The 25,861-nt window shown below is 43.1% G+C and carries 26 protein-coding genes, 1 tRNA gene and 1 pseudogene; 13 read left to right on the top strand and 15 right to left on the bottom strand.

Translation table 11 applies throughout. The features are described 5' to 3' along the window. From hisC to hisA, 9 genes are all read left to right on the top strand, one after another. Nucleotides 1-1,074 (top strand): histidinol-phosphate transaminase, encoded by a 1,074-nt coding sequence (gene hisC / locus ACQ76V_RS03305; protein ID WP_440999053.1) that lies wholly within the window; start codon nucleotides 1-3, stop codon nucleotides 1,072-1,074. Continuing rightward, entirely contained in the window at nucleotides 1,071-1,964 is an 894-nt protein-coding gene (gene hisB, locus ACQ76V_RS03300) for an imidazoleglycerol-phosphate dehydratase HisB (RefSeq protein WP_440999052.1), read from the top strand. Before hisC ends, hisB begins: the two co-directional genes overlap by 4 nt. 1 nt (nucleotide 1,965) lies before the next feature. After that, entirely contained in the window at nucleotides 1,966-2,583 is a 618-nt protein-coding gene (gene hisH, locus ACQ76V_RS03295) for an imidazole glycerol phosphate synthase subunit HisH (protein WP_440999051.1), read from the top strand. Between the two features lie 120 nt (nucleotides 2,584-2,703). Then, nucleotides 2,704-3,528 (top strand): outer membrane lipoprotein-sorting protein, encoded by an 825-nt coding sequence (locus ACQ76V_RS03290; RefSeq protein ID WP_440999050.1) that lies wholly within the window; start codon nucleotides 2,704-2,706, stop codon nucleotides 3,526-3,528. Between the two features lie 144 nt (nucleotides 3,529-3,672). Beyond that, complete coding sequence (locus ACQ76V_RS03285) at nucleotides 3,673-4,896, top strand: ABC transporter permease (protein ID WP_440999049.1); 1,224 nt, start codon at nucleotides 3,673-3,675, stop codon at nucleotides 4,894-4,896. Next, the gene (locus ACQ76V_RS03280) at nucleotides 4,896-6,116 is read left to right on the top strand and encodes an ABC transporter permease (RefSeq protein ID WP_440999048.1); all 1,221 of its coding nucleotides are present in this window, start codon (nucleotides 4,896-4,898) and stop codon (nucleotides 6,114-6,116) included. The genes ACQ76V_RS03285 and ACQ76V_RS03280 overlap by 1 nt, the downstream gene beginning before the upstream one ends. A gap of 6 nt (nucleotides 6,117-6,122) precedes the next feature. Next, nucleotides 6,123-6,809 carry an ABC transporter ATP-binding protein gene (locus ACQ76V_RS03275; RefSeq protein ID WP_440999047.1) on the top strand — a complete coding sequence of 229 codons (687 nt, stop codon included), beginning with the start codon at nucleotides 6,123-6,125 and terminating at the stop codon, nucleotides 6,807-6,809. A 5-nt stretch (nucleotides 6,810-6,814) separates the two neighbouring features. Then, on the top strand, nucleotides 6,815-8,062 hold the full coding sequence (locus tag ACQ76V_RS03270) for a hypothetical protein (RefSeq protein ID WP_440999046.1): 1,248 nt from the start codon (nucleotides 6,815-6,817) through the stop codon (nucleotides 8,060-8,062). A gap of 132 nt (nucleotides 8,063-8,194) precedes the next feature. Continuing rightward, the gene (gene hisA / locus ACQ76V_RS03265; protein ID WP_440999045.1) at nucleotides 8,195-8,914 is read left to right on the top strand and encodes a 1-(5-phosphoribosyl)-5-[(5-phosphoribosylamino)methylideneamino]imidazole-4-carboxamide isomerase; all 720 of its coding nucleotides are present in this window, start codon (nucleotides 8,195-8,197) and stop codon (nucleotides 8,912-8,914) included. 6 nt (nucleotides 8,915-8,920) lie between these two features. Here hisA and ACQ76V_RS03260 read toward each other — a convergent pair whose 3' ends face one another. After that, on the bottom strand, nucleotides 8,921-9,421 hold the full coding sequence (locus tag ACQ76V_RS03260; protein WP_440999044.1) for a phosphoheptose isomerase: 501 nt from the start codon (nucleotides 9,419-9,421) through the stop codon (nucleotides 8,921-8,923). 172 nt (nucleotides 9,422-9,593) lie between these two features. Between ACQ76V_RS03260 and hisF the strand changes: the two genes are divergently transcribed. Both hisF and hisIE read left to right on the top strand, forming a co-directional pair. Continuing rightward, nucleotides 9,594-10,355 (top strand): imidazole glycerol phosphate synthase subunit HisF, encoded by a 762-nt coding sequence (gene hisF / locus ACQ76V_RS03255; RefSeq protein ID WP_440999043.1) that lies wholly within the window; start codon nucleotides 9,594-9,596, stop codon nucleotides 10,353-10,355. Between the two features lie 12 nt (nucleotides 10,356-10,367). Beyond that, the gene (hisIE, locus tag ACQ76V_RS03250; RefSeq protein WP_440999042.1) at nucleotides 10,368-10,982 is read left to right on the top strand and encodes a bifunctional phosphoribosyl-AMP cyclohydrolase/phosphoribosyl-ATP diphosphatase HisIE; all 615 of its coding nucleotides are present in this window, start codon (nucleotides 10,368-10,370) and stop codon (nucleotides 10,980-10,982) included. 51 nt (nucleotides 10,983-11,033) lie between these two features. Here hisIE and ACQ76V_RS03245 read toward each other — a convergent pair whose 3' ends face one another. The 5 genes and pseudogenes from ACQ76V_RS03245 to ACQ76V_RS03225 all read right to left on the bottom strand — a co-directional run bounded on the left by ACQ76V_RS03245 (nucleotide 11,034) and on the right by ACQ76V_RS03225 (nucleotide 17,328). After that, nucleotides 11,034-12,041: an acetamidase/formamidase family protein gene (locus tag ACQ76V_RS03245; RefSeq protein WP_440999041.1), complete on the bottom strand. Its 1,008-nt coding sequence runs from the start codon at nucleotides 12,039-12,041 to the stop codon at nucleotides 11,034-11,036. A 180-nt stretch (nucleotides 12,042-12,221) separates the two neighbouring features. After that, nucleotides 12,222-14,126, bottom strand: a pseudogene (locus ACQ76V_RS03240) (OPT family oligopeptide transporter); the annotation flags it as partial. A gap of 99 nt (nucleotides 14,127-14,225) precedes the next feature. After that, nucleotides 14,226-15,815: a glycosyltransferase gene (locus ACQ76V_RS03235; protein WP_440999040.1), complete on the bottom strand. Its 1,590-nt coding sequence runs from the start codon at nucleotides 15,813-15,815 to the stop codon at nucleotides 14,226-14,228. Nucleotides 15,816-15,825: 10 nt separating this feature from the next. Further along, nucleotides 15,826-16,794, bottom strand: coding sequence for a HEAT repeat domain-containing protein (locus tag ACQ76V_RS03230; RefSeq protein WP_440999039.1), 969 nt, complete (start codon nucleotides 16,792-16,794; stop codon nucleotides 15,826-15,828). A 159-nt stretch (nucleotides 16,795-16,953) separates the two neighbouring features. Then, complete coding sequence (locus ACQ76V_RS03225; protein WP_440999038.1) at nucleotides 16,954-17,328, bottom strand: response regulator transcription factor; 375 nt, start codon at nucleotides 17,326-17,328, stop codon at nucleotides 16,954-16,956. A 108-nt stretch (nucleotides 17,329-17,436) separates the two neighbouring features. Between ACQ76V_RS03225 and ACQ76V_RS03220 the strand changes: the two genes are divergently transcribed. Further along, nucleotides 17,437-18,654 carry a GAF domain-containing sensor histidine kinase gene (locus ACQ76V_RS03220; RefSeq protein ID WP_440999037.1) on the top strand — a complete coding sequence of 406 codons (1,218 nt, stop codon included), beginning with the start codon at nucleotides 17,437-17,439 and terminating at the stop codon, nucleotides 18,652-18,654. A gap of 67 nt (nucleotides 18,655-18,721) precedes the next feature. After that, the gene (locus ACQ76V_RS03215) at nucleotides 18,722-19,135 is read left to right on the top strand and encodes an OsmC family protein (RefSeq protein ID WP_440999036.1); all 414 of its coding nucleotides are present in this window, start codon (nucleotides 18,722-18,724) and stop codon (nucleotides 19,133-19,135) included. Here the strand turns inward: ACQ76V_RS03215 and msrB are convergent. The 9 genes from msrB to ACQ76V_RS03170 all read right to left on the bottom strand — a co-directional run. Further along, nucleotides 19,132-19,584: a peptide-methionine (R)-S-oxide reductase MsrB gene (gene msrB, locus ACQ76V_RS03210; RefSeq protein ID WP_440999035.1), complete on the bottom strand. Its 453-nt coding sequence runs from the start codon at nucleotides 19,582-19,584 to the stop codon at nucleotides 19,132-19,134. The genes ACQ76V_RS03215 and msrB overlap by 4 nt on opposite strands. 58 nt (nucleotides 19,585-19,642) lie before the next feature. Then, nucleotides 19,643-19,716: transfer RNA gene (locus tag ACQ76V_RS03205), tRNA-Pro, on the bottom strand. A 48-nt stretch (nucleotides 19,717-19,764) separates the two neighbouring features. Next, the gene (gene gap / locus ACQ76V_RS03200) at nucleotides 19,765-20,769 is read right to left on the bottom strand and encodes a type I glyceraldehyde-3-phosphate dehydrogenase (RefSeq protein ID WP_440999034.1); all 1,005 of its coding nucleotides are present in this window, start codon (nucleotides 20,767-20,769) and stop codon (nucleotides 19,765-19,767) included. Nucleotides 20,770-20,894: 125 nt separating this feature from the next. After that, nucleotides 20,895-21,584, bottom strand: a complete 690-nt coding sequence (locus ACQ76V_RS03195) for an ankyrin repeat domain-containing protein (RefSeq protein WP_440999033.1) — start codon at nucleotides 21,582-21,584, stop codon at nucleotides 20,895-20,897. A 93-nt stretch (nucleotides 21,585-21,677) separates the two neighbouring features. Next, on the bottom strand, nucleotides 21,678-22,586 hold the full coding sequence (gene fmt / locus ACQ76V_RS03190) for a methionyl-tRNA formyltransferase (protein ID WP_440999032.1): 909 nt from the start codon (nucleotides 22,584-22,586) through the stop codon (nucleotides 21,678-21,680). Nucleotides 22,587-22,595: 9 nt separating this feature from the next. Next, nucleotides 22,596-23,168, bottom strand: a complete 573-nt coding sequence (gene def / locus ACQ76V_RS03185) for a peptide deformylase (RefSeq protein WP_440999031.1) — start codon at nucleotides 23,166-23,168, stop codon at nucleotides 22,596-22,598. After that, nucleotides 23,140-23,595 (bottom strand): Holliday junction resolvase RuvX, encoded by a 456-nt coding sequence (gene ruvX / locus ACQ76V_RS03180; RefSeq protein ID WP_440999030.1) that lies wholly within the window; start codon nucleotides 23,593-23,595, stop codon nucleotides 23,140-23,142. Before ruvX ends, def begins: the two co-directional genes overlap by 29 nt. Before the next feature lie 2 nt (nucleotides 23,596-23,597). Next, on the bottom strand, nucleotides 23,598-23,930 hold the full coding sequence (locus ACQ76V_RS03175) for an HU family DNA-binding protein (protein WP_440999029.1): 333 nt from the start codon (nucleotides 23,928-23,930) through the stop codon (nucleotides 23,598-23,600). A 162-nt stretch (nucleotides 23,931-24,092) separates the two neighbouring features. Continuing rightward, nucleotides 24,093-25,861: RelA/SpoT family protein (locus tag ACQ76V_RS03170; RefSeq protein ID WP_440999028.1), on the bottom strand; the 1,769-nt coding region annotated here is incomplete at its 5' end.

Below are 25,861 nucleotides of genomic sequence, written 5' to 3'. Positions count from 1 at the left end.
TTGGGTTACGAGACCATGAATCGCTCTTTTGATCTTGAAAAACTTGTTCGTCCAAACATAAGAAAGCTTGTCCCCTACCATAGTGCGCGCGAAGATTTTGGGGAGGGATTATTGCTCGATGCCAATGAAAATAGCCTTGGGGCTCCCTTTCCCGATGATCAAGAGTTGCATCGCTATCCTGATCCCAAACAAAAAAAGTTACGTCAACTTATCGCCGAGTGGCGCGGTGTTCGTGCTGATAATGTGTTTACCGGCGTTGGCAGTGATGAGGGAATTGACCTGTTGTACCGGATTTTCTGCGAGCCGGGACAAGATCGCGTGCTTTCCACTCCGCCTACCTATGGCATGTATAGCGTATCCGCGAATATTCACAACATTGCCATGGATGAAGTGTTATTGGACGAGGAGGGGTTTCAGCTCCGTGTAGATGAGATTCTCGAGGCTGTCAAACCGGACACAAAAATACTTTTCCTGTGTTCACCGAACAATCCCACCGGGAACACTTTTGGTAGAGCAGAGATGCGCCAATTAATCGAAGGCTTCAAGGGCATTGTCATTATCGATGAAGCCTATATCGACTTTAGCGATCAAAAAAGCTGGGCCTCTGAAGTAATTGAGTATCCCAATCTCGTTGTGCTCCAAACCCTGTCCAAGTCATTCGGATTGGCTGGCATTCGGCTCGGTATTACCTATGCCCAGGAAGAAATTATTAATTACATGATGAAGGTTAAGGCTCCATATAATATCAACAAATTGACGGTCCAGAAAGCTATTGAAGGGTTACAAAACTGGGATACCGTGCAATTTCGGACGGATGCCATCAAAAAGGAACGAAAGCAGCTTAAAGACAAGTTGGAACAACTAACAATAGTGCAGGAAGTTTATGAAAGCGAAGCGAACTTTTTACTTGCCAAATTTAGTAATGCCAAACAGATCTATGAACAACTTGCCAAGCAGAATATCATCATCAGATATCGTGGAGATCAACCACTCTGCAATAACTGCTTACGCATCACGGTGGGAACACCTGATGAAAATGAACGACTAATTTCAGCATTAAAAACTTTAGAATGATGAATATCAGGATTTCTACAGAAGCTTTATCCGATACCGATGAGCACCTACTCTGGAGTGGCGCCCTATACGGATTAAAAAGACTTCAAGAATTTGATCATCGCTTATTTTTTTTGACTGAGGAGCTTTCGAAGCAACAACAGCGCCTGCTTGACAATGAAAATATCGTATCCATAAAAACCTTACCGGATAACATCGACCTACAGGTCATCGCCGAAGAAAATTCACTTAAGGCGTTGGATGAAAATGGATCGGAAATAGAAGCTGCCAAAAATTGGATTGAACTCAGCAATAAAATCTGTTTTCCCACACGCAAAGCTTCCAGAGAACGAACAACGGCAGAAACTGATATTACAATCACCCTAAATCTTGACGGAACTGGCCAGAGCAATATTTCTACGGGTCTGGATTTCTTTGATCACATGTTGGAACAGATTGCCAAACATGGATTGATAGATCTGGATATCGATTGCGACGGAGACCTTGAAGTCGATGAACATCATACCATCGAAGACGTGGCTATTACACTCGGCCAAGTAATGAATAAGGCCCTGGACAATAAAATTGGAATTCAACGCTACGGTTTTGCGTTGCCCATGGATGAAACACTGGCTACGGTAGCCCTGGACTTTTCGGGCAGACCCTATTTAGAATTTGACGGGGATTTCAAAAGAGAAATGGTCGGGGATTTTCCGACAGAAATGGTAAAACATTTCTTTTATTCATTGGCTATTAATCTACAAGCTACCCTACATATTACCGTCGACGGGGAAAATGATCACCATAAGATAGAAGGATGCTTCAAAGGTTTTACACGATGTTTGCGAGCAGCCGTCAGCCGTAATGAACGAAACTTAAACGTATTACCGAGTACAAAGAACGTATTATAAAATGATTGCAATTATCAATTACGAGGCCGGCAACCTGGCCTCTGTTTCAAATGCTTTTAAGCGGCTGGATGAACCGCATATTATTACCGATGAAAAAGACGAGCTTGATGAAGCTGACGGAATTATTTTTCCCGGTGTGGGGCACGCGCAACCGGCCATGCAATCACTGAAAAAAAATGGGTTGGACACATGGCTCATAAATACCAAAAAACCGGTTCTGGGAATTTGCCTGGGAATGCAGCTGTTTTATGAATCTTCGGAAGAGGGCGAATCTAAAGGGCTTGGCATTATTCCCGGTCGACTTAAAAAGTTTGATTCATCAAAAGCCAAAGTTCCCCACATGGGATGGAATACCTTTGCGGATATTTCTGCCCATCCCCTTATGAATTCACTCACCAACGATCAATATTTTTATTACGTGCATAGTTATTTTGCACCTATTAATGAATTTACTGTAGCAACCTGCGACTATATTGAACCTTTCACCTCAGTGATATGCAAGGACAATTACTGGGGGGTCCAATTCCACCCTGAAAAGTCAGGAAAGGTTGGATCGTTACTGCTCCAGAACTTCCTGCAATATGTTAATGGCCATAATGAACCTTCCGAAGTGCAATAACAATCCGGCAATTATTCTTTCCATCCCCTCTATTTTGTCTGAATAAATAAGCAATTCTTTAATTGCATCCAGTGCTTCTACCGTTTACATTTTAATTGAATATTCATTCAATTGATGTAGATGATCACTCCAAAAATAATACCTGCCTATAAATACAATCTTTTTTTTATTCCTTTTGTAAAGGGATTTTCTGCTTTTCTTTACGCTATTTTTGCTATCCCTATACTCTTGGTGATTTTCCCCCAAACGGGAACTGCACAGAATGCCACCGAAATTGTAAAAAAGGCGGACGAAAAGATGCGGGGCGAAAGCTCTCGAGCACAAATGACGATGAAAATAGTACGTCCTGCCTGGGAACGAAGTGTTTCTATGAAAGCATGGAGCCTGGGTGAAGACTACAGCCTGATTCTAATTACGGCTCCCGCCCGAGACAAAGGGTCGGCCTACTTAAAACGCGGAAATGAAATCTGGAACTGGCTGCCCAACATTAACCGAACAGTAAAACTGCCCCCCTCAATGATGAGCCAATCGTGGATGGGATCTGATTTCTCCAATAATGACCTAGTTCGGGAAGCTTCAATGGTTGTGGATTACAATCATACCCTTTTGGGAGATAGTACACTCAGCGGATATGAAAGCTACAAAATACAAATGGACCCCAAGCCGGAAGCACCGGTCGTATGGGAAAAAGTAATTGTTTACATCAGCAAGGATGAGTACTTACAACTGCGGGCCGAATTTTTTGACGAGAAGCAAGAAATCGTCAGGGTGATGGAAGGATCGGAGATTAATGAGATAGGCGGACGTCTTATCCCAACCCGCATGGAGATGAATCCACTGCAGGAAGAGGGAAAGAAAACAATTATGATTTATGAGGATATAGCATTTGATATTGATATTTCAGAACGATTCTTCAGCATCCAAAACATGAAACGAGTTCAATAAACAGTTTTAGCAAAACTATACAGCTAATCCATCACCTTTAATTCGAGTTTTTAAAAATTGTATAAAAAATTTTAGCAGGTATGAACTTTAAAATGATGCCTTACCAAATTTCATAATTTATTATTGACTCATTGATCACTGAAAATGCTTTCTATTAAATTAGCTTGGCGAAATATCTGGCGTAATAAACGCCGAACACTTATCACCATGACTTCTGTCGCTATCGCGGTATTGTTATCTGCGGTAATGCGGTCGATGCAGGAAGGCCAGTACAATGATATGATTCAAACCACCGTGGGCAGCTTTAGCGGTTACGCGCAAGTTCATGCCAATGGCTATTGGGATGACAAAACACTGGAAAACAGTTTTGTGGCTACTGATTCTTTGTTGAAAACACTCAACAGCTCAAAAGGGGTTACTGCTGTAGTTCCCCGGATTGAATCGTACGCACTGGGAGCCGGCAAGCAACAAAGTCGTCCGCTTATGGTCATTGGTATTGATGTAGAAGCCGAACAACATTTGATGAATCCCCAAGGCCGATTACAAGCCGGAAGCTATTTTAAACAAAATAATGAACAAGCAGCTATCGTAGGGCGCGATGTTCCGGAGCGGCTCAATATCCAGCTGGCAGACAGTTTGGTATTGATCGGGCAAGGTTTTCGGGGCATGTCTGCTACCGGCTTATATCCCGTAAAAGGCACCATAACCTTACCCAATCCCGAACTAAACAGGAGTCTTGTAATACTTCCACTGCATACGGCCCAGCAATTTTTAGCAGCAGATAACCGATTGACTTCTGCCGCTTTGGTTGTCGAAAATCCCAATCGTGTTACACCTATCGTTCAACATATCAGAAACAAATTATCGACCGAGAGCTACGAAATTATGAACTGGCAAGAACTTTTGCCCGAGTTGGTTCAGGGCATCGAAGTAGATCGAGTGAGTGGTTATATCATTTTGGGAGTACTTTATATGGTCGTAGGCTTTGGCATATTGGGGACACTATTGATGATGATTAGCGAGCGAACCTACGAATTCGGTATTATGCTATCGATCGGTACCCCCCGACACAGGCTTGGCTTGATTCTGGCTATCGAAATCCTATGCATCGCTATGCTGGGCAGTGCCGTGGGTATTTTATTGAGTTTACCTATTGCCTGGTATTTCAATATAAACCCCATCGAACTCACCGGCAATATGGCTGCCACCATGGAAAACTACGGATTACAGCCCATGCTTCAGTTCTCAACCGATCCATCGATATTTGTTTGGCAGGCTGTTATCATTTTTATCATTACACTCTTTTTTAGTTTGATTCCGGTTATCCGAGCAAGTCAGCTTAATCCTGTAAAGGCAATGAGGGGCTAATGATGATCAACAATATCTTAAAGCTCGGCTGGAAAAATATCTGGCGCAATCCCACACGCAGCGGGGTTGTAATTGTTGCTGTGCTACTTGGTACCTGGGCCGGGGTTTTTCTTTCTGCTTTTTTTACCGGCATGGTTCAAGGGTACCTTGATAATCAGTTTGATTTAACGGTTCCTCATATCGAAATAAGTCATCCTGAATTTGAGGATCTATATAATCCCGAGTATTTCATTCCCGAAGCTGAAAATGTGCTCACCAATCTGTCTCAAAAATCTTTTGTGACAGACATTTCATCGCAAAGCTTGGCAAATGGTTTGGCTCAAAGTGCGCGTAATAACTACGGCGTAACAATTCGCGGCATAAATCCGGACAGCAGCCACAGCGTAGCTCATTATCTCGAAAACGGAAACATGCCCACTAAACAGCAAAGAAATCCCGTTGTTATCGGTTCCAAGCTGGCCAACCGACTGGGGTTGGAGTTAGAATCCAAGATGGTACTTAACTTTCAGGATACCGAAGGTGATATCACGGGTGGCGCATTTCAGGTAGTCGGAATTTTCGAAAGTTTTAGTACTGTCTTTGACGAGAGTAATGTGTTCGTAACCCAACAGGATTTAAACAGGCTAATGGGGCTGGATCAGCAAGTCCATACTATTCGCCTTACGCTTTCGGATTTTAGCGAGGCCGATCTTCATGCAGATCAGTTACGGAAACAATTTCCAGATCTCAAAATAACCACTTGGGGCGAAGCGGCTCCCGAACTTAAATATACCTACGAAATGACCGATCTCATGATGTACATCGTCATGATTATCATCATAATTGCACTCGTATTCAGTATTATTAACACCATGCTTATGGCCGTGCTTGAACGCACCCGCGAACTGGGTATGCTTCGAGCAGTAGGCATGAATAAATCACGCATATTTTCCATGGTTTTATTTGAAACCGTATTCTTAACAATGGTCGGAACACCGGTGGGGCTTTTCCTAAGTTGGCTTACGATCTCGTACTATAGCAGCACCGGCATTAACTTGAGCGCCTTTGCGGAAGGATTAAATGCTTACGGATTAAGTACCGTCATTTATCCAAGCCTACCCCCCATTTATTATTTAAATATAACACTCTTAATTACGCTGGCCGCCATGCTTTCAGCCATCTATCCGGCCTGGAAAACGCTGCAGTTAAATCCCGTAGAAGCAATCAGAAAAATGAATTAAACCACTATGGCAGTTATTGAAACCCACGGACTTACTAAAGTTTATAATCCGGATAAAGTACCGGTACACGCCCTCAATGGTGTAGATCTGACAATCGAAAAAGGAGAATTTACTGCAATCGTCGGTCCTTCGGGCTCTGGTAAAACCACGTTGTTAAATATTATCGGCGGACTTGATTCACCCACCGAGGGCAAAACCATCATAAAAGACACTCGGTTGGATACGTTGTCAGATCGGGAACTGGTTAACTTTCGCCTCCACCATATCGGCTTTGTGTTTCAAGCCTACAACCTGATCCCTGTTTTAACCGCCATAGAAAACGTATCGTTTATTATGCAGATGCAGGGCCGTCCGTCAAAAGAGTATAAACAAAAGAGTATTGCTTTATTGAAAGAGGTAGACCTCGAGGATAAAATTTATAAACGCCCTTCTGAACTTTCCGGAGGACAACAACAGCGCGTGGCCGTGGCGCGTGCCCTGGCCTCCAAACCCGACTTTGTGCTGGCTGATGAACCCACGGCAAACCTTGATTCTGTATCAACGGCCGACCTGCTGGACCTCATGCTGGAACTCAACAAAAAGGAGGAGATGACTTTTGTTTTTTCTACGCACGATCAGCGTGTCATCGACCGGGCCCGCCGGGTTATTACGCTCGTGGATGGAAAAGTGGACAAAGATGAAGTAAGAGAATAAAACGCATGCCTACCGATTATTACACAGAGTTACATGATGTAGAAACAAAGGGCCAGCGAGCTTTTCTTTGTGATTCGTTGCCCTTCCCCTGTAGTTCTTTACGTAATAAAGTATCCCAGTTAATTTTGATAATTCTTGTGTTTTTACTTGGATTTCAAACACTATTCGCACAAGAGGTGGACTTCAGCGGATACGTCAAAGAACTTGGGCAAGTTAGTGTAAACAACGACTTCGATACTGTCCGCTATGACAATATTCTACATCATCGCATTGAAAGCGATTGGACTTTATCTCAAAATTTTGAATTCCGTGCCGACCTTCGCACGCGCCTCCTCAGTGGCTATACCGTCAACAATTCCCCGGGCTTGAAACAATTCTACGAGCAAGATCCGAATTATTTTGATCTCTCCTGGGTGTGGTTCAAAACTGATCGCCTGCTCATGCATTCCAATATTGATCGGATGCACCTCAGTTATATCAACGGACCGTGGGAAGTCCATGCAGGTCGACAGCGCGTGAACTGGGGTCGCACTTTTGCTTGGAATCCAAATGATCTGTTTAACAATTACGCCTTTCTGGATTTTGATTACGAGGAGCGTCCCGGCGTGGATGCCTTAACTGCGCAGTACAACTGGAGTTACGCCTCGAGTGCAGAAGCAGGCCTTCGACTGGGCAGTAGCTGGAATGAGACCGTTCTGGCAGCTATGGTGCGAACAAGCTGGGGTAATTATGACATCCAAATCGTTGGTGGACATTATTTGGATAACGTAACAATCGGAAGCGGATGGGCGGGCTATCTTGGTGATGCGGGATTCAAAGGTGAGGTTTCCTACTTTCATCCCGAAGAGCAATTCTTTGAGAACGCCGGCCATTTTACTGCTACTACCGGAATAGATTATATGCTTTCAAATGGGCTGTACCTACAAGGTGAGCTGTTATATAACGGCGGATACACTCAACAAGGGAATCCCCTGAATACTTTAGTACAGCCACCCAGTGCTGATAATCTTTTCGTTGCTCGATCTGGATTTCTTTTCAATGGGTCATATCAGATACATCCGCTTGTAAACGGAAATATCAGTTTCATGGGTAGTTTTGACCAATCAATATTTATTGCCATTCCGCAGGTTTCGATATCTGTAACCGAAGACATCGATTTTCTGTTGCTTTCACAGCTCTTAAAGGGAACTGTATTCCGAGAGGCCGTTCCTACCCCGAATCTCTTCTTTTTCAGACTCAAATGGTCGTATTAACAGTTCTCAGACCTTCAGTTTTTAAGAAAGTAAATAAATGTATCGTTTGTCTTTTTTTGTGAAAACCGATTACTGTTAACTATCTGTTTCTTTGTTTACCTTCACAGACAAATTTTTAATAAACTCTTCCTGATGAAAGTTATACCCGCTATTGATCTGCTTGATGGAAAGGTCGTACGCCTACATAAAGGTGATTACGATGAAGCTACCATTTATAATGATAATCCCACCGAAGAGGCCCGAAAGTTCAAAGAGGCCGAGTTTAATCATATCCACATTGTTGATCTTAATGGCGCTAAAGAAGGAACTTTTGTTAACTTAAAGCAGATCAAAAAAATCATCAGCGAGCTCGACCTTTCGGTACAAACGGGTGGGGGTATTCGCAGTTACGGGGATGCGAAAATGTTACTTGAGCAAGGCATATCAAATATTATTTGCAGCTCGATGGCTGTTAAAAGTCCTGATGACTGGCTAAATGTGCTTGAGGATTATGGCGATAGCGCCATCCTGGGAATGGACCTCAAAGAGGGCAAAGTGGCTTATGGAGGATGGCTGGAAACGCTCGACAAATCATTGGAAGGTTTCCTTGCTCCTATGATTGAGCGCGGACTATCAACTATTTTGTGTACCGACATTTCTAAAGATGGAACTCTGGAAGGGCCAAATTTAGAATTATATCAGCAGTTGGGAAAGCAATTTCCACAGCTTCATTTCATTGCTTCAGGCGGGGTATCTAATGCCAATGATCTGAACGTATTAGAAAAACAAGACCAATATGGGGTAGTCGTAGGACGTGCATACTACGAAGGGAAACTCTCTCTCGAGGAAATGCTTAAATATCATTCCGGTTAGCCCAAATTACCGACCATAGTCATCTTGTACTCGCACAATATCATTTTCGTGCGAGGGATTATCAGGATCGGTGTGCTGCCAGATTTCAGCCAAAATCCCCCAGTTATCAAGCCCAACCAGACGGTGACGCTCACCCTGTTTCAGCTTCACATATTCACCGGCTTCAAGTATATCCACCTCTCCTTGTTCATCCGTGTCACTGGTCATAACCCCTACCGGACCTTCGAGGACCCTCCAAATTTCAGAACGACGATGATGATATTGCCAAGAAAGCCGTTTATCTGGTTGTACAAGTAACACTTTCGGACTCAATTTCCCTGCCATTGTAAGATCTGCGATATCCTGATCCCCAAAAAATGTTTTAGCGAATTGGAACGCTTCATCTTCTTCGATTACAAAAAAACCGCCCCACGGTCGATCCCAGTCTTTATCTACAATGGTAAACCCTTGCTCGGTAATTTCTTCCTGAACCTGTTTAAACACTTCTTCGGGAGCCTGATCAGCCATAACCAACTTTTGTATTGCATTAAAAATTGAGGGGTAATAATAGAGAAGATTCTTCACATTCTCATCCAAACTTCTAACATGATTTAACCTCTATCCAAGAACTTTACTAATCCCTTGTCGTAATATTTTCTATATTTAGGAGCTAAGACAGCTAATTTCTCAAAACATATTCATGCTCGCAAAACGTATTATTCCCTGTCTCGATATTAAAGATGGACGAACGGTTAAAGGGGTTAATTTTGAAGGCCTCCGCGATGCCGGTGATCCCGTGGAATTGGCACGTCGATATTCAGACGAGGGAGCCGACGAGCTCGTTTTTTTGGATATTACCGCCACCAAAGAAAAACGTAAAACGCTGGTGGATCTTGTTAAAAAGATCGCACTTGAAATCAACATTCCCTTTACGGTTGGCGGTGGTATTAGAAACACCGAACAAATAGCTGAACTTTTGCATGCCGGTGCCGATAAGATATCCTTGAACAGTGCTATTGTTCGGGATCCGAATTTAATTAACCGGGCGGCAGAACAGTTCGGATCTCAATGTATTGTAGCTGCAGTTGATGCCAAACGTATTGAGGATGAATGGATCGTCTTTATTTCGGGCGGCTCAAAAAATACCGGGAAAAATGCTTTGAAATGGATAAAGGAGGTTGAAAAACGCGGTGCCGGAGAAATTCTACTTACCAGCATGGACCAAGACGGTACCAAAGAGGGATTTGATATAGAACTGCTTCAGCAAGTCAACGACTTTACCACCATTCCCGTTATTGCCAGCGGTGGGGCCGGTACCAAACAACATTGCATTGATGCTATTACTAAAGGAGGAGCAGACGCAGTACTTGCTGCCAGTATTTTCCATTTTCAGGAAATAGCAATCAACGATCTAAAAGAGGAACTCCAACAAGCTAATATTTCTGTACGCACTACCGCTTAATAATTTTCACCTATGATTGATACCAATTCTTTAGATTTTGCCAAAGGAGATGGACTAATTCCGGCTATTATTCAAGACGCCCATAGCTTTCAGGTGTTAATGCTGGGATATATGAACAAAAAAGCCCTCGAAAAGACCCTTACCGATAAAAGAGTTACTTTTTTTAGCCGTAGCAAGCAACGACTGTGGACCAAAGGCGAAACCTCAGGAAATCATCTCGATGTCGTTGACATTCAACAAGATTGTGATAATGATACGCTGTTGATATTAGCAAATCCCAAAGGACCTACTTGCCATACCGGTGAACAGTCCTGTTTTCATCAAAAGGACTTTAAGCCCCAGAAAAACCTAACCTTTTTGGGTGATCTCGAAGATGTCATTATCCGCCGCAAGCAAGAAATGCCGGAAAACTCCTACACTACTTCTCTTTTTAACGATGGTATCGATAAAATTGCTCAAAAAGTAGGAGAAGAAGCTGTGGAAACTGTTATTGAAGCCAAAAATGAAGAACACAGCTTGGTTGACGAAGTCTCTGACCTTATTTACCACCTGATGGTATTACTGGTAGCTAAAGGAGTTCCTCTTCAGACGATTGTCAAAAACCTCGAAGAGCGACACAGTAAGTAAAGCTTAACCATTCATCTGATAGCAAAACCAGTTATTCGATGACGTTAGAAATTACTTAACGCCCAATACTTCTTTTGACATGTGCATAGACACCAGCATGTGTGGTACGTCAACGACCTCGGCAATTTTCAGATCTCCAGCCAAAGAGGTTAATGCATAAGCATCATTACGATCCATGTTGTGCTCTTCAACTAAATAATCAATCATATAGCGGGTCGCTTTCTTTGCCGCTTCGTCAATGGTTTTTCCAAAACCGGTTACCGCATAATAGTCATCTGTCTCATACTGAGGTTCCTGTATTTCGCGGCCCCCTTTTATCACCTCAACCTCATAGACTATCCGCATAGGAGCTTCAATTGCCGTACCGCAGACCTCACCGGCTCCCTGTGCGGCATGCGTATCTCCTATTGAAAATAATGCCCCTTCAACCTGAACGGGAAAATAAACGGTAGTTCCTTCTGTCATATTCGGATCGTCCATATTACCGCCATTGGCGCGGGGCGGTACCGTTGAAAGCTCTTCTTCCGTATCTGGTGCTACGCCCATCACACCCGGAAAAGGCTTTAGCGGAATATTAATATCATCAGAAAAAGCAGCCGTATTTGAATTGTTATCAAACTCAAACGTTTTAATCCAGGGCTCATCAAATTCATCCGCCAAAAAACCAAATCCCGGGATAATCCCTGTCCAACCCCAGCTTCCCAGCTCAATTTTGTGAAGCTTAACTTTCAGCATATCACCGGGTTCAGCATTCTCCACATAAACCGGTCCGGTAAGCGGATGAATGGGATCAAAGCTCAGGTTTTTGATATCCTCAACGGTAGACTCCGGCGAAAGCTGTTGATCGGAGGCTTCTTCGGTACTGACTTCTATGACGGCTCCCGATTCAACCCGAATGAGTGGTTCAACGGTACTGCTCCAATAACTATGCGTTTGATTAGCGGAAAGTGAGTATCCCGGTTCAGGAACTGCATTTGACTCCTCATTTTTCATCTTTTGCGTACATCCAATCATAATCAGCGAAATCATCAACCCAAATAAAACTGCTGCTTTTTTCATCGTTTATCCCCTTTTAGTTAGTAGTAATGCTTGCAATTATTTTTTTACTGCTACTTTATACAGCCAAATGATAAAAAATACCGCTGCCAAAGCTCCCAGCCAATCAGCATAGGGAGCAAACGACTCCGGAACCACCCGCAGTGCATCCGTACTTTCCTGAATGGCAAATGGGATTGCCAACACAATACCGATTAAAGCCTCACCGGTAATCAATCCCGATGAAAACAGTAGTCCTCGCCGCTCGGCTTTTGTTTTCGCCTCTTCTACATCTGTCCCCTCGTTCAATGCACGATTGGCGACCATCCGTCCGGCTCCCCATGCAATCATCCCACCCATAAAAATGGGCACCGTAAGTTCAAGCGGTAGATATATTCCAACAGCCACCGCAAGCACGGGTGTACGAAACTCAAAGTTTTTAGCTTCCAACACCTTATCCAAGATGATAATGGCCACGGCAATAACGGCACCAATCCATATCATATTCCATTCCAGGTTACGAGCAAACACTCCTTCGGCCACCGACTGCATCAGGGTTGCCTGAGGAGCACTGAGCATCTCTGAAGAACTCATCCCTTCACGGGGTAATACGCCTCCTAATCCATACGCATTAAATAACAAACTTAATATTGGCGCAATAACCAATGCTGCTGAAACCACCCCAACAATCTGCATAATCTGCTGTTTATAAGGAGTAGATCCAACGATCTGACCTGCTTTTAAATCCTGCATATTGTCTCCTGCAATCGCGGCAGCACAGGCAACCATCGCACCCACTACAATGGCTGCAGCGGCGGCGGCTTGAGCCTGGTTGGTATCCACGGCAAAATCCAGCTGCGAACCCAGCAGAGCAAGCAAGATCAGCGAGGTTGCTAAAATTGTGGCAATAGTTACACCAGAAATGGGGTTGTTGGATGATCCCACCAAACCAGCCATGTATCCGGCAACAGAAGCAAATAAAAATCCGGCGATCAATGAAAAAGCAACACCAATGCTCATGGTGGTCCAATAAAGTCCGCTGGATACCGGGAGGTGTGCGGTATCAATCACTTGGGTGAACACGATAAAGATCGGTACAGCCAACCCAATAATGCCCCAAAGCACATAGTTGATTGGCATATCGCGCTCGGTACGTGGAATATCTGCACTTTCGCCGGCACGAGCTTTTTTAACCGCCTCCCAGGACGATACGATACCGTCTTTTAGTGGTTTAGCAAGTGAAATCAACGCCCAGACTCCACCTACTACCATGGCTCCTACCCCCATATAACGAATCTTTTGGCTCCAAATTTCGAGGGCAGCATCATATCCGCTCATATTTCCAATGACATCAGCGATTTCGGCAGGATTGGCAAATGCCATATAGAGGGGAATACCGAATAACCAAGAAATGAGTCCCCCGGCAAAAACAAGCACTGCAATATTTAAGCCCACAATATATCCAACACCGAGCAAGGCCACCGATAACTCGGTGCCCATACCAAAAATCGATTTTCCGGCAGTCACCGAACCGCTTACAGAACCCGAAAATAACTTTAAGCCGGTTTGTCCCAATTTATAGAGGGCTGCTGCAAGACCGGCCCAGGCAATCTGCACAATTCCTTTTCCACCTTCGGTACCGGCTTTTAAAACCTCACCGGTGGCTACCCCTTCCGGAAACTTAAGTTTCTTTTCAATAATCAGGGCACGCCGCAGCGGAATCGTAAAGAGCACCCCCAATACTCCGCCAAACATGGCGATAGCCATCGTATCAAGGAACGGAAAATCTGCCCAGTAGCGAAGTAAAATGAGGGCCGGCAGCGTAAAAATAACTCCGGCAGCCAAAGACTCACCGGCCGAAGCCGCTGTCTGGACAATATTATTTTCAAGGATATTTGAATGTTTAAAAAGTTTAAGTACCGCCATCGAGATAACAGCAGCCGGGATCGAGGCCGAAACAGTCATCCCCACTTTAAGCCCCAGGTAAGCATTAGCGCCCGCCAAAATGGCCGAAAGTAATATCCCAAGTATTACGGCTTTAAAGGTTATTTGTGGATAATCATCCTCTGCTCGTACATACGGTATAAAGTTTTGGCTTTCGTTACTCAAAATATCCCCTGTTACTTTCGATTAACTCGTTGCAAATTAAAAGAACTGCACAAGAAAGCAAGCCGCTTGAAATATATAACTACTTTCAATGGCTGACAGCTATAAAAACCTCCAGAAATCAGGAATAAGTTGCTGATCAATTAAGACTTGAGCTATCAAAAGGCTTATCAAAAAAGCCACGATGCCAATTACAGCCCAATATTTTACCTGACTTAACTTCTGAAATGTGGAATATTTTGTTGTTTCTTCAGAACTATTATCTGCTTTACCCTGCAATCCTTTCCTGGTCATAACACCCCATTCCTTATCCCCTTTTAAAAAGGCAATTAATCCTTTAAAACGCCACCAAGTGTGAATTTGACGAAATCCAATATTTTCTAACAAAGCATAAAAACTCAGTGTTGATACATCACCCAAAGATGGATATTTACGATAAGTAAACTCTTCACAAAGCACGGCCGAAACGGATAGTACCATTCCCAACAAGATGGCAACCGAGAAAAACATGAGCACGAAACTCGAATTAAGATACCCCAGTGCAATAATCGCAAAAAAGTACAAAAATCCTATCAGCTCTACGACCGGACCCAACATTTCCACAAAGAAGAAATAGGGCATTGCCAGTAATCCAAGGCGCCCATATTTGGGATTAAAAAGCATATCTTTATGCCGCCACAAGGTATCGGCCAACCCTCGTTGCCAACGATTTCGTTGTTTCCCCAATACGCTCCAGTCTTCAGGCACCTCCGTCCAGCATACCGGCTCCGGTAAAAACCGAATACTATAATCCGCATCTTTTTGGCGAAAATGTTTGTGCAATCGTACCACCAATTCCATATCCTCTCCAACGGTATCATGCAAATACCCGCCGACCTCTTGAACCGCTTTGCGATCAAATACCCCAAATGCGCCCGAAATAATAAGCAGACTTTCCAGGTAATCCCATCCCACCCTACCAAATAGAAATGCCCGCAAATATTCAACGGATTGTATGCGACCCAAAAACGTGTCAGGGATATCGACATCCTTTACAATATAATCCTCAATATTACAGCCATTAGCCAATCGAACAATGCCTCCCACGGCAATTACGTTTTCGTTTTCTACAAATGCTCGCAACAATTTTAACAGCACATTGGAATCAAGTATTGAATCCGCATCAATCGCACAGATAAGATCTTTGCGAGCCATATTAATACCCGCATTAAGGGCATCGGCTTTTCGGCCATTTACTTTATCAACGACCACCAACTCGGTGTATCGTTTTGAGCGATATACCTGTTTTATTGGTTTATGATCAAGCGGTAAATCTTTGGGCGCTGCCACTTCAAATAATTCAAAATGATCCTTCAACTTTTCGAGCGTCTGGTCGGTGCTGCCATCATTAACAACAATAACTTCAAAGTCAGGAAACTCAATCTGCAGAAGTGCTTCAACCGATGGAATAATATTAGCTTCTTCATTATAGGCCGGTGATAAAATACTAACCGGCTTATATAACTCTGACCGAAATAATCCCGTTAGTTTATAGACCTCAAAATAGTCCTGTTGCGAACGGATATAGAAAAAGGAAATTACTACCAGCCCAATATATACGAGATTGACGCCCAGAAAATAGGCCAAAAAAAACCAATTCAATGGTTCAAGCATATTCACGATTTCTTGTAGATGTAACGTAATATCCGGCATAGTTGTTTGTTCAATTGTTAGAAGGCATCGCAGCTACAGATTCTACCATTGAATATTTGTTCATTGATTCTTCCAATAACTGCTCACCCTCATCTTCATTTTCTTGCAAAGCTTTTACCGCGGTAAGTTTGACCTCAAAATTATCATCCTCAACCATAGATTGAAGGAGCAGTAGATTTTCTTCTCCTCCCATCATTCCCAAAGCCTCGGCTACTGCCTGTCGTACCTCAGGATGCTTATGCCCACTATACTTTTTTATATCATTGGCGGCTTCGGTATTCAGAAATACCCCCTGCGCTTTGATCAAAGCCGGTAATACTTTGTGATTTTTCCAGCGCTTTTTTGTCGAGCTTAGCTTCTTCCATAAAGTAGGCACCAAGTTCTGATACCTCAGTTCTGAAACACCCTTAATTAAGATACCCAAACTCTTTTGTGGCATCTTTTTATTTAAAATAATTTCTTTAAGCGCGTCTGCTTCTCCCTGTTGTTGATCTTCATGACTGTTATGAAATTTGTAGGTCATTTCAAGCAGGGCCATAGCCGAAAAATTTGGGCGTTCCGCTATTACTTGTAATGCCTGGCTTCGAATTTGAACTCTCGGGCTTGCCATAAGTGCTGAAGCAGCCGAAAAAACCAACATGGTATTGTCCGATGAAAGAAATGAAAACAGCTTTTTTATTACCTGCTCATCAACCAATTTTAAATAGCTAAAATAATGACATGCTTTAATGCGAGGAGCTGTTCTGCGGGAATTAAGCTGTCGGGAATGATATTTAAATATAGGATTTAAATACAAAAGCCTGCGTAGCTTATCCGATTCTGGACCTCTCACCGTTTCGAGCATCTCAAATATAATATCCTCAAACACCTCATATTCCAATCCCTCATCAGTAAATTCCGATTTAAGATCATCCAGAGTTATTTCATCATCGATAAAATATAATATCAGTGGATAGAGTTTTTCCTTTAACTTTTCCACCTTTCGCTCTTGAGACCGATACCGAGACCTTGCTATCAAAGAACTGGCAAATAACAGCAAAGTGAGTGCCAACAAAATCAGTGTAACCGTCCAAAGAAGCTGAAGCGAAAGCTCGCTAAATCCTGATTGTATAAACAGATTGAACAGATGCAATGAGCGTTAGTTTAGAGCTTTTTCTATCCTCATGATTAACTCTGCCGGTTTAAAAGGTTTGGCAATATAATCTTCCACTTTTAAACTAAAACCTTTCTCCAAATCTTCTACCCTATTCTTACTTGTCAACATAATAACTTTGGTATCTCCAAGCTCTTCATTGAGTCTTAACTGCCGTAGAATTTCAAATCCATTCATACTCGGCAACATTACATCAAGAATCACCAAATCGGGTTTCAGTTCCTGCAAAACCTCGAAGCCTTCTTTACCATTGGCCCGATGGTGAAAATCAAACCCGTACTTTTTTAATTTAAATGATACCAATTGAGAAATGGCCGGATTGTCTTCAACTAATAAAATGGTCGCTTTTTGTTGTGACATATCTGAATACTACAATTAACAAAACAGTGATAAGAATCTTACATTAGACCCATTACAGCGGATAAGAATTGGTAACAATAATTGACATTATCCCTAAAAAAGCAATTTATGCAACAACCCAAAAATCAAAATTTTCCCCTCCCGGAAAATGAGCAACAGCGCCTCCAGGAATTACACTCTTATAATATTTTACACACCCTGCCGGAAAAGGAATTTGATGCCCTTACTACACTGGCAAGCCAAATCAGTGAAACGCCAGTTGCCTTTATCAATTTAGTTGATTCTAACGAACAGTGGTCGAAATCCTGTGTGGGGACGAATCAAAATAGCCTATCAAGGTCTGAAAGTATCTGCCATTATACAACCCTGGATAATGATTTTTTTGAAGTAAAAAACCTATCCGAAGACCCGCGATTTGCAAATTTCGATTATGTAAAAAATGATCCAAACTATCGATTTTATGCTGGTGCCCCGCTCATTACTGATAGTAATAATGCAATTGGGAGTATTTGTGTTCTTGATTTTAAAGAAAGATCACTTTTGGATGAGCAGCGCGAAAGTCTACAGACGCTGGCAGATGAGGTTATGGCACGTCTTGAACTACGCAAACGTGAATATGAACTTCAACAGTTGGTGGGTTTCAAAGACCGATTATTAAAAGTAGCCTCGCATGATATTCGTAATCCATTAACCGGCATTATGGGGGCCGCTGAAACTCTGCAAGAAGATGATTTGGATGAAGAAGACCAATCACTGTTAAATCAAATCATTACCGAAGGAGCTACACAAATTGATCGCATCATTTCGGAGTTGCTTGACACCGAGCAGGTTCAATTTGGTCAAATCAAGTATCAGCCGGAAATCTATAGGCCTGTAAAAGGACTGAAGAATATTATCAGCATGTTTCAATTTTCGGCTAACAATAAAGGTGTAGAATTATCTTTAACAATTGAAAATTCTATACCTCCGGTCATGTTCGACAAACATAAATATGAAAGAATCGTAACCAATCTTATCTCAAATGCGCTCAAATTTACTCCAAGAGGTAAAAAAGTGAATGTCCATGTTTGTTATCGCTCAAACAAGCTGGTTACTACCGTTTCTGATGATGGCATTGGAATGACTGAAGAAATACTGCAACACCTGTTTGAGAAAAAAGAAAGCGGTGGTCGTGCCGGAACGAATAACGAAACAAGCTATGGTTTGGGGATGCCCACCGTAAAGGCATTTAGTGATATATGCAACGCTGATATTAAGGTATCATCAACGCCGGAAAAAGGGACAACCATAAAAGTTACAATGCCTGCTCCTAAAGCCGATGGTTGAGTTTTTTTAGGACTTATCATTTCGGTACCTTCACATCCTAATCAACTCTGTAAAAATTTTATCCTCTATGAAAATCACGATCGATCATCTTGAAGATTTACACATGGAAGCCCAAAACGAAGAGGGCGGAAAAGTCCGAATGGACGGTACCACAGAAATTGGCGGGCTTGAAGGCGGCTTCAGTCCCATGCAACTTTTACTGGCCGGCGTAGGTGGCTGCAGTGCCATTGATATCATCGGCATTCTTGAAAAACAGAAACAGGATTTGCAAGATCTTAAGGTAGTAGTAGATGGAGATCGACAAAACAAAGACACCTATTCCGAATTCAAAACCATTCACCTGAACTTTATTTTCACCGGTGATCTTGACGACAAAAAAGTTAAACGAGCTATTGATTTATCCCTCGACAAGTATTGCTCGGTTTCCAAAGCCCTCGAAAAAGGTTCTGAAATCTCCTACAGTTACGAAATAAAATCCTAATCGGCTTTTTTTATAAGCTGTAGTGACGCCGAATTGACACAATAACGGAGTCCGGTGGGTTTAGGTCCATCCGGAAAAACATGACCTAGGTGGGCATCACAAACATTGCATAACACCTCGATACGCTGCATACCATGGCTGTAATCCTCCTCGTATTTTATCACATTATCTGCAACCGACTCAGTAAAACTGGGCCAACCCGAGGCCGATTCAAACTTCTCAGTAGAATCAAATAACTCTGTTCCACAACACACACAAGCATACAAACCCGGTTGGTGACTTTCGCAATATTCGCCCGTTCCCGGTCGCTCTGTGCCATGTTTACGGGTCACATAAAACTGCTCATCGGTGAGATCTTGCTTCCACTCTTCCTCAGACTTTTCAACTCTTCTGGGGGGATCGGGATTCCCTTTCCCTGCGTACTCATTTACCTGTTTCCAATCAATCATAAGCCTCAACTTATTCTATTAAAATGAAAAAGGTCAGAATAACTCTGACCTTGATTTGTCGGGACGACTGGATTTGAACCAGCGACCCCCACGTCCCGAACGTGGTGCGCTACCGGACTGCGCTACGTCCCGGAAAAAAGTACTGGTGGAACCACCTAAAGTGATTCCACCAGCTAAACGTTAGGCGATTTTTTTAATTAAATCAGCGGTACGTGCAGAATATCCTGCTTCGTTATCATACCAAGCAAGAATTTTAACCAAGTTCCCGTTCGCCTTGGTAAATCCACTGTCATAAATACATGAGTGGGGATTTGTAAGGATGTCGGTAGAAACAAGCTCCTCATCCGAATACTGCAGTACGCCTTTCATGGAGCCATCTGCTGCATTTTTAAACGCTTCATGAACCTCTTCAACTGTTACATCTTTATCTAAAATCGCAGTAAGATCGGTCAATGACCCGTCGGGTACCGGAACGCGAATAGCACTTCCATCTAATCGACCTTCCAATTCGGGTAATACCAGTTCTACAGCCTGTGCAGCACCGGTAGTCGTTGGAACAATATTATGTGCTGCCGTACGCCCGCGACGTGGGTCTTTGTGCGGTCCATCCAAAATATTTTGGCTTCCGGTATAAGCATGGGTAGTTGTCATGAATCCTCTTTCGAGTCCAAAAGCATCATGTAGTACTTTCACCATTGGAGCCAAACAGTTGGTTGTACAACTTGCGTTGGAATAAATTTGGGTGTCCTCATCAATAATTTCTTCATTAACTCCCAATACGACGGTTTTCACATCGCCATCTCCTTTGGCAGGAGCAGAAATAATTACTTTTTCAGCGCCCGCTTCGAGGTGTTTGGAAGCCCCTTCCTTTGTACGGAACAATCCGGTAGATTCAACAATGATATCAGCACCGCGCTCTCCCCACTTTAAGTTGGCGGGGTCTTTTTCGGATGAGATACCAATCTCCATTCCGTCAATCGTAATACTGTCATCAGTGTAGCTTACCTCTCCGTCATAAGTACCGTGAACAGAATCACGTTTAAAGAGGTAGGCAAGCGTTTCCGCATCCATCAAATCATTAACGCCAACAACATTTATATCATCTTTGTGGTACGCCATAATAGATCGCGTCACCAATCTTCCAATGCGCCCGAAACCATTAATACCAATATTAATTTTACTCATAAATTGTAACCTTTTCGTTACTTCGTTAAAGTTCTCGCGATAAAAATCGCGTATTATTGAATTTCAACTAAAAATAAGAGTTCAAACGATCTTTTGTAAACTATATCCTGATATTAAATTACCTTCTAATCTTCATCCAGATCGACATCCTCGGGAATTTCTTCTTCGTCAATAAGATCATCAAAATCATCGGTATCAAGCAGATCTTCGGCGTCCTCTTCATCTAAGTCGGAGTCGGCATCCTTGCTTGCATCGGCTTTTGCGCCGGCACGCCGCAGTTGATTGGCAATCTCAGCATGGTCGTTATCCAATGCCAGCGACAAGGCTGAATTACCGTTTTTATCCTTCACCTTAATCTTTGCTTTCATACTCAGCAGATAATTAACGATATCCAGGTGCCCTTCACGAGCAGCAAGCATCAAGGGAGTCAGTCCCCATCTCTGCTCGGCATTAACATTGGCCCCATGTTCGATCAGTAACTGTACGGCCTCCAAATTTCCTTCGCGGGCTGCCGCAATAAGAGCCAAGTCACCGGCCTGCGCTCCATGGTCCAACAGCTTTTGAATAATATCAACATATCCACTTTCGGCAGCTCTGCTAACGGCCGTCCCGCCCATCGTTGTTGAAGCCGTAACATCCGCACCTTCGCTCAGCAGATACTCTACAACGTCGGCATGATTGTTTTCAGCTGCTAAAATGAGCGCTGTAACACCATTCTTGGCAGTTTGATTAATATCATTATCCTCATCCCGTAACTTTTTTACTTTTGACAAGTTTCCCTTTTTAGCGGCATCCAAAAATGATGATAACTCCATATTATCTGTAGTTTTATTGCAGGGTAAAAGTGAATATGATTATATGACAATTATCTGATTATTTGTCAATACAATTTTCCTTTTTATGATATTTTAATGTAGCATTCCCTCCCCGCTGTATCCGTTCATGAAATCCTTGCCACTCATCCGCTTTTTACCCTCCAGCTGTACTTCTTTCAATACTACACTGGCATCTTTGCAGCCTACCAGCAGTTCATCATTATACATTTGCAAGCGGCCCTGGGCGATATCCATAGACGGACCAACTTCTGAACGGTACATGTTAAATTTCAAATCATCGAGCACCGCCCAGGCCGTTGGGAAAGGGCTTAGTCCTCGGATTTTGTTATGAACATCCTCAGCATTTTTGCTGAAATCAATTTTGCAATCTTCTGTAAACAACTTCGGAGCCGGTGTGGCTTTATCATGATCCTGCTTCTGCAACTCATACGAATCACGATCGATCTGATCAACCGCATCCAATAACAGCTTACTACCTATTTTTTTCAGGCGCTTGTATACATCGCCCGTCGTTTCGTCGGGACCAACAGCTGTTTCCTGCTGCTTGATGATATTGCCGGTATCCACATTTTCATCCAGAAAAAAAACCGTACAGCCCGTTTTATCCTCTCCATTTATAATTGCCCAGTGAATAGGAGCAGCCCCACGATACTTGGGAAGAAGTGATGCGTGGAGGTTAATAGATCCCTTCTCGGGCAAATCCAGAATCTCTGGCGGTAAAATACGAAATGCGACGACTACAAACAGGTCCGCTTCCAACGCCTTCAACTCCTCATAAAAGGCGGGGTCATCAAGTTCTTCAACTTCAATAACCGGCAGATCAAGTTCTACTGCCTTTTTCTTAACAGCCGTCGGCCGTACCCGGCGACCCCGTCGTTTGTCAATATTACTTACTACGGCAGCAATTTCGTGATCAGATTCATAGAGGCGTTCCAAACTGGGAAGGGCAAAATCCGGGGAACCCATAAACACGATGCGCATAAAAACCCTCTATTTATTAGCCTCTTGTTTTTTTAGAACGGTGGGGTACCCTATTTCAGCACGTCCCTCGTCAATCTCTTTTAGCTTGGAACTCAGCAATTTACGCTTGAATAATGATAAGTGATCCAAAAACAAGATCCCGTCCAGATGATCCGTTTCGTGTTGAATAACTCTTGCCAGCCAGCCGTCAACTTCCAGTTCCTGCTCATTAAAATCACGGTCAAGATAATTTACCACAATTTTTTCGGGCCGTGTAACCGATGCGTTAACCCCGGGAATGCTCAGACACCCTTCATCCATTTTTGTTTCCTCTTCACTTTCGAAGGTTATCTCAGGATTGATTAACACTAAAGGACCATATTTGCTGCCTTGCTCTTCTTCGGTCATAGGATCAGCATCAGCTACAAAAATTCGATGCAATCTCCCTATTTGCGGAGCAGCAAGTCCGACCCCATCAGCATTGTACATGGTATCGAACATATCGTCGATAAGTTGCTGAATTTCGGGTGTGTTTTCTTCGACGGGTTCTGCCTCTTTGCGAAGCACCTCATCATCATACGTAACGATCGGTAATACGGACATTATTTGCTTTTACAAGTTCTATATATTTCTGGAGAATGATAGCGGCAGCAGCCTGGTTTACGCGATCAGATTCCCGTCGTTTCATTTTGGGAACCCCTGCTTCAACCATTGCTCGAACAGCCTCTTTTGTCGTATAACGCTCATCAATTTTAGCAATTTCGATATCGGGGAATTTGGCCTCAAGCTTAGTCAGGAATTCCTCAACCATTTTAATGGCTCTACCTTCCTCCCCTTCAGGAGTAAGGGGCCAACCGACCACCACTTTTTCGACGTTTTCATTTTCAAGCTGTTCTTCAAGAGCTTCAAAAACGTCATCCACATGATAGGTTCCAATGGGATTGGCTACTGTTTTTAATAAATCGGTGCGAGCTAAACCAATCCACTTTGTTCCTACATCGATACCGATTATTCTTCCATATTCTGCCACGGCTAATCTTCCATTTCTTCTACTTCCTCTTCTTCAAGAGGTTCTTTTAAAAATTCTTTTAAAAGCTTGCTCGGTTTAAAATGTGTTTTGCGATGCGCCGGCACATAAATCTCTTCATTTGTGCGAGGGTTTCGTGCTTTCGGCTTCGCTTTGGTCTTCTTCACTTCAAAAACACCAAAATCTCGTAATTCAATCCGGCACGTCGGATCCGCATCCATCATCGTCTCGCGCAATGCGTCCAAAACGGCATTGACCCATGGATCGGACTGTACCATGGGTTCATCCATCTGCTCAGCAACGCGTCGTACAATATCTCTTTTTGTATAGGTAATCATAGTCTGAAATGATCTTTTTAACTCTGTAGTTCGATATTCTTTTTTACTCTGACCCCGGCCTCTAACCGTAAAAAAGCATCAAATTTTGCTTGGTTGATGATATTACTTTTATTCCAGAGATAAAAATGATCTTGTCCGGTAAGTAGTAACGAAAACAATCACTTATTCGTACCTAAATACGCTTTTTACGCCTCCCACTTTCTGCAATTTATTGATGATACGTCCAAGGTGATCAATATCATCAACGTAGACCGTAAGAATGCCTTCAAACATTCCACTGTCGCTACTTACGTTAATGCTTTTCATGTTTGTTTCCAGCGATTTCGACAGCACATCGGTAATATCGTTGATCATACCCACCCGATCTTCACCAATGACTTTAACAGCCCCGAGAAATTTGGAATCAATATTTTTCGCCCAAGAAACATCAACAATTCGTTCCCCATCAGTTTGTATCAGGTGGTGAATATTCTTGCAATTTGATCGATGCACCTTCACATCACCGGTTCGACTGATAAAGCCCATCACATCATCACCGGGAATAGGATTACAGCAATTGGCGTAACTGTATTTCACATTGGTAAGCTCACCATTAATAACCAATGCCTTATCATCACTGATCGAACGCGCAGCATTGATATAGGTTTCCTGTATTTCCTCTTCCGTTACAGGGGCCGGCTTATCTTCATCCTCTTTATCGTCAATACGTCCCTTACTGGTAAACTGCTTAACCACATCATAGAGCTCATTCACATCAAAGCTACCCTTTCCAATGTCATAAAAAAGATCCTGTGTAGAATCGAATTTCAACTTTTGGGCGATGCGAGTTAAATCCTGTTCCGATATTTCGATATTGGCGCGCTTGGCTCTTTTCTCCCATATTTCGCGTCCCTCTTCGGCCTTTTGCCGTTCTTTCTGCTTGATATATTGCCGAATACGAGACTTGGCCTTATGGGTAACAACATCATTAATCCAGTCGGGATTAAGATTAATTTTATTTCCCGTGATGATCTCAACCTGATCACCGATATCCAGCTTTTGGCGGAGGGGGGCCATTTTACCATTTACTTTGGCCGCAATTGCTCGTTCCCCAATCTCACTATGGATGTCAAAAGCAAAATCAATGGGTGTTGCCCCCTGCGGAAGCGTGCGCAGCTCACCATCGGGCGTAAATACATAGATTTCATCCTGATACAGATTCAACTGAAAATCCTTGACAAACTCGGTAGCCGCATCGGGACGAGGATTATCCAATACATCGCGCACCCAGTGGACAAACTTCTCCAATGTTTCGGAGCCACCCTCTTTTCCCTCTTTATACTTCCAGTGGGCAGCCACGCCCTTTTCGGCAATATCGTCCATGTGTCGGGTGCGAATCTGTACCTCTACCTTGCGTCCCTTTTTCGTGATAACCGTAGTGTGTAACGACTGATAGCCGTTGGCTTTCGGCACCGAAATAAAGTCACGAAACCGCTTGGGAATGGGTGTATACCAATCAGTAATTATTGAATATACCCTCCAGCAATCCTCCTTGGTATGGGGCTCTTCAAGAATAATACGGATGGCAAAAAGATCGTAAATCTCCTCAAACGGCTTTTGCTGGCGCTGCATCTTCCGAAAGATGGAATAAATATGCTTGGGGCGCCCTTTCATCTCAAATGTAAAGCCCTGTTTACCTAACTCCTCATCAATAGGATCCATGAATTCCTCGATAAAAGCTTCCCGGGCTTCTTTCTTTTCCCTGAGCTTTCGAGCGATAAACTTATAGGAATTGGGATCAATAACCTTAAAACAAAGATCCTCGAGCTCGCTTTTGATACTAAATAGCCCAAAGCGATGGGCCAGCGGAGCATACAGCTCCATGGTTTCTGTCGCCTTTTGCATCTGCTTTTCGCGCGGCAAATGCTGAATGGTGCGCATATTGTGCAGGC

It is taken from the genome of Fodinibius sp. SL11 (assembly GCF_052060035.1).
Lineage (GTDB): Bacteria > Bacteroidota > Rhodothermia > Balneolales > Balneolaceae > Fodinibius.
The sequence above is the reverse complement of the archived record's forward strand: the minus strand, read 5'-3'. Positions and strand labels throughout refer to the sequence as shown.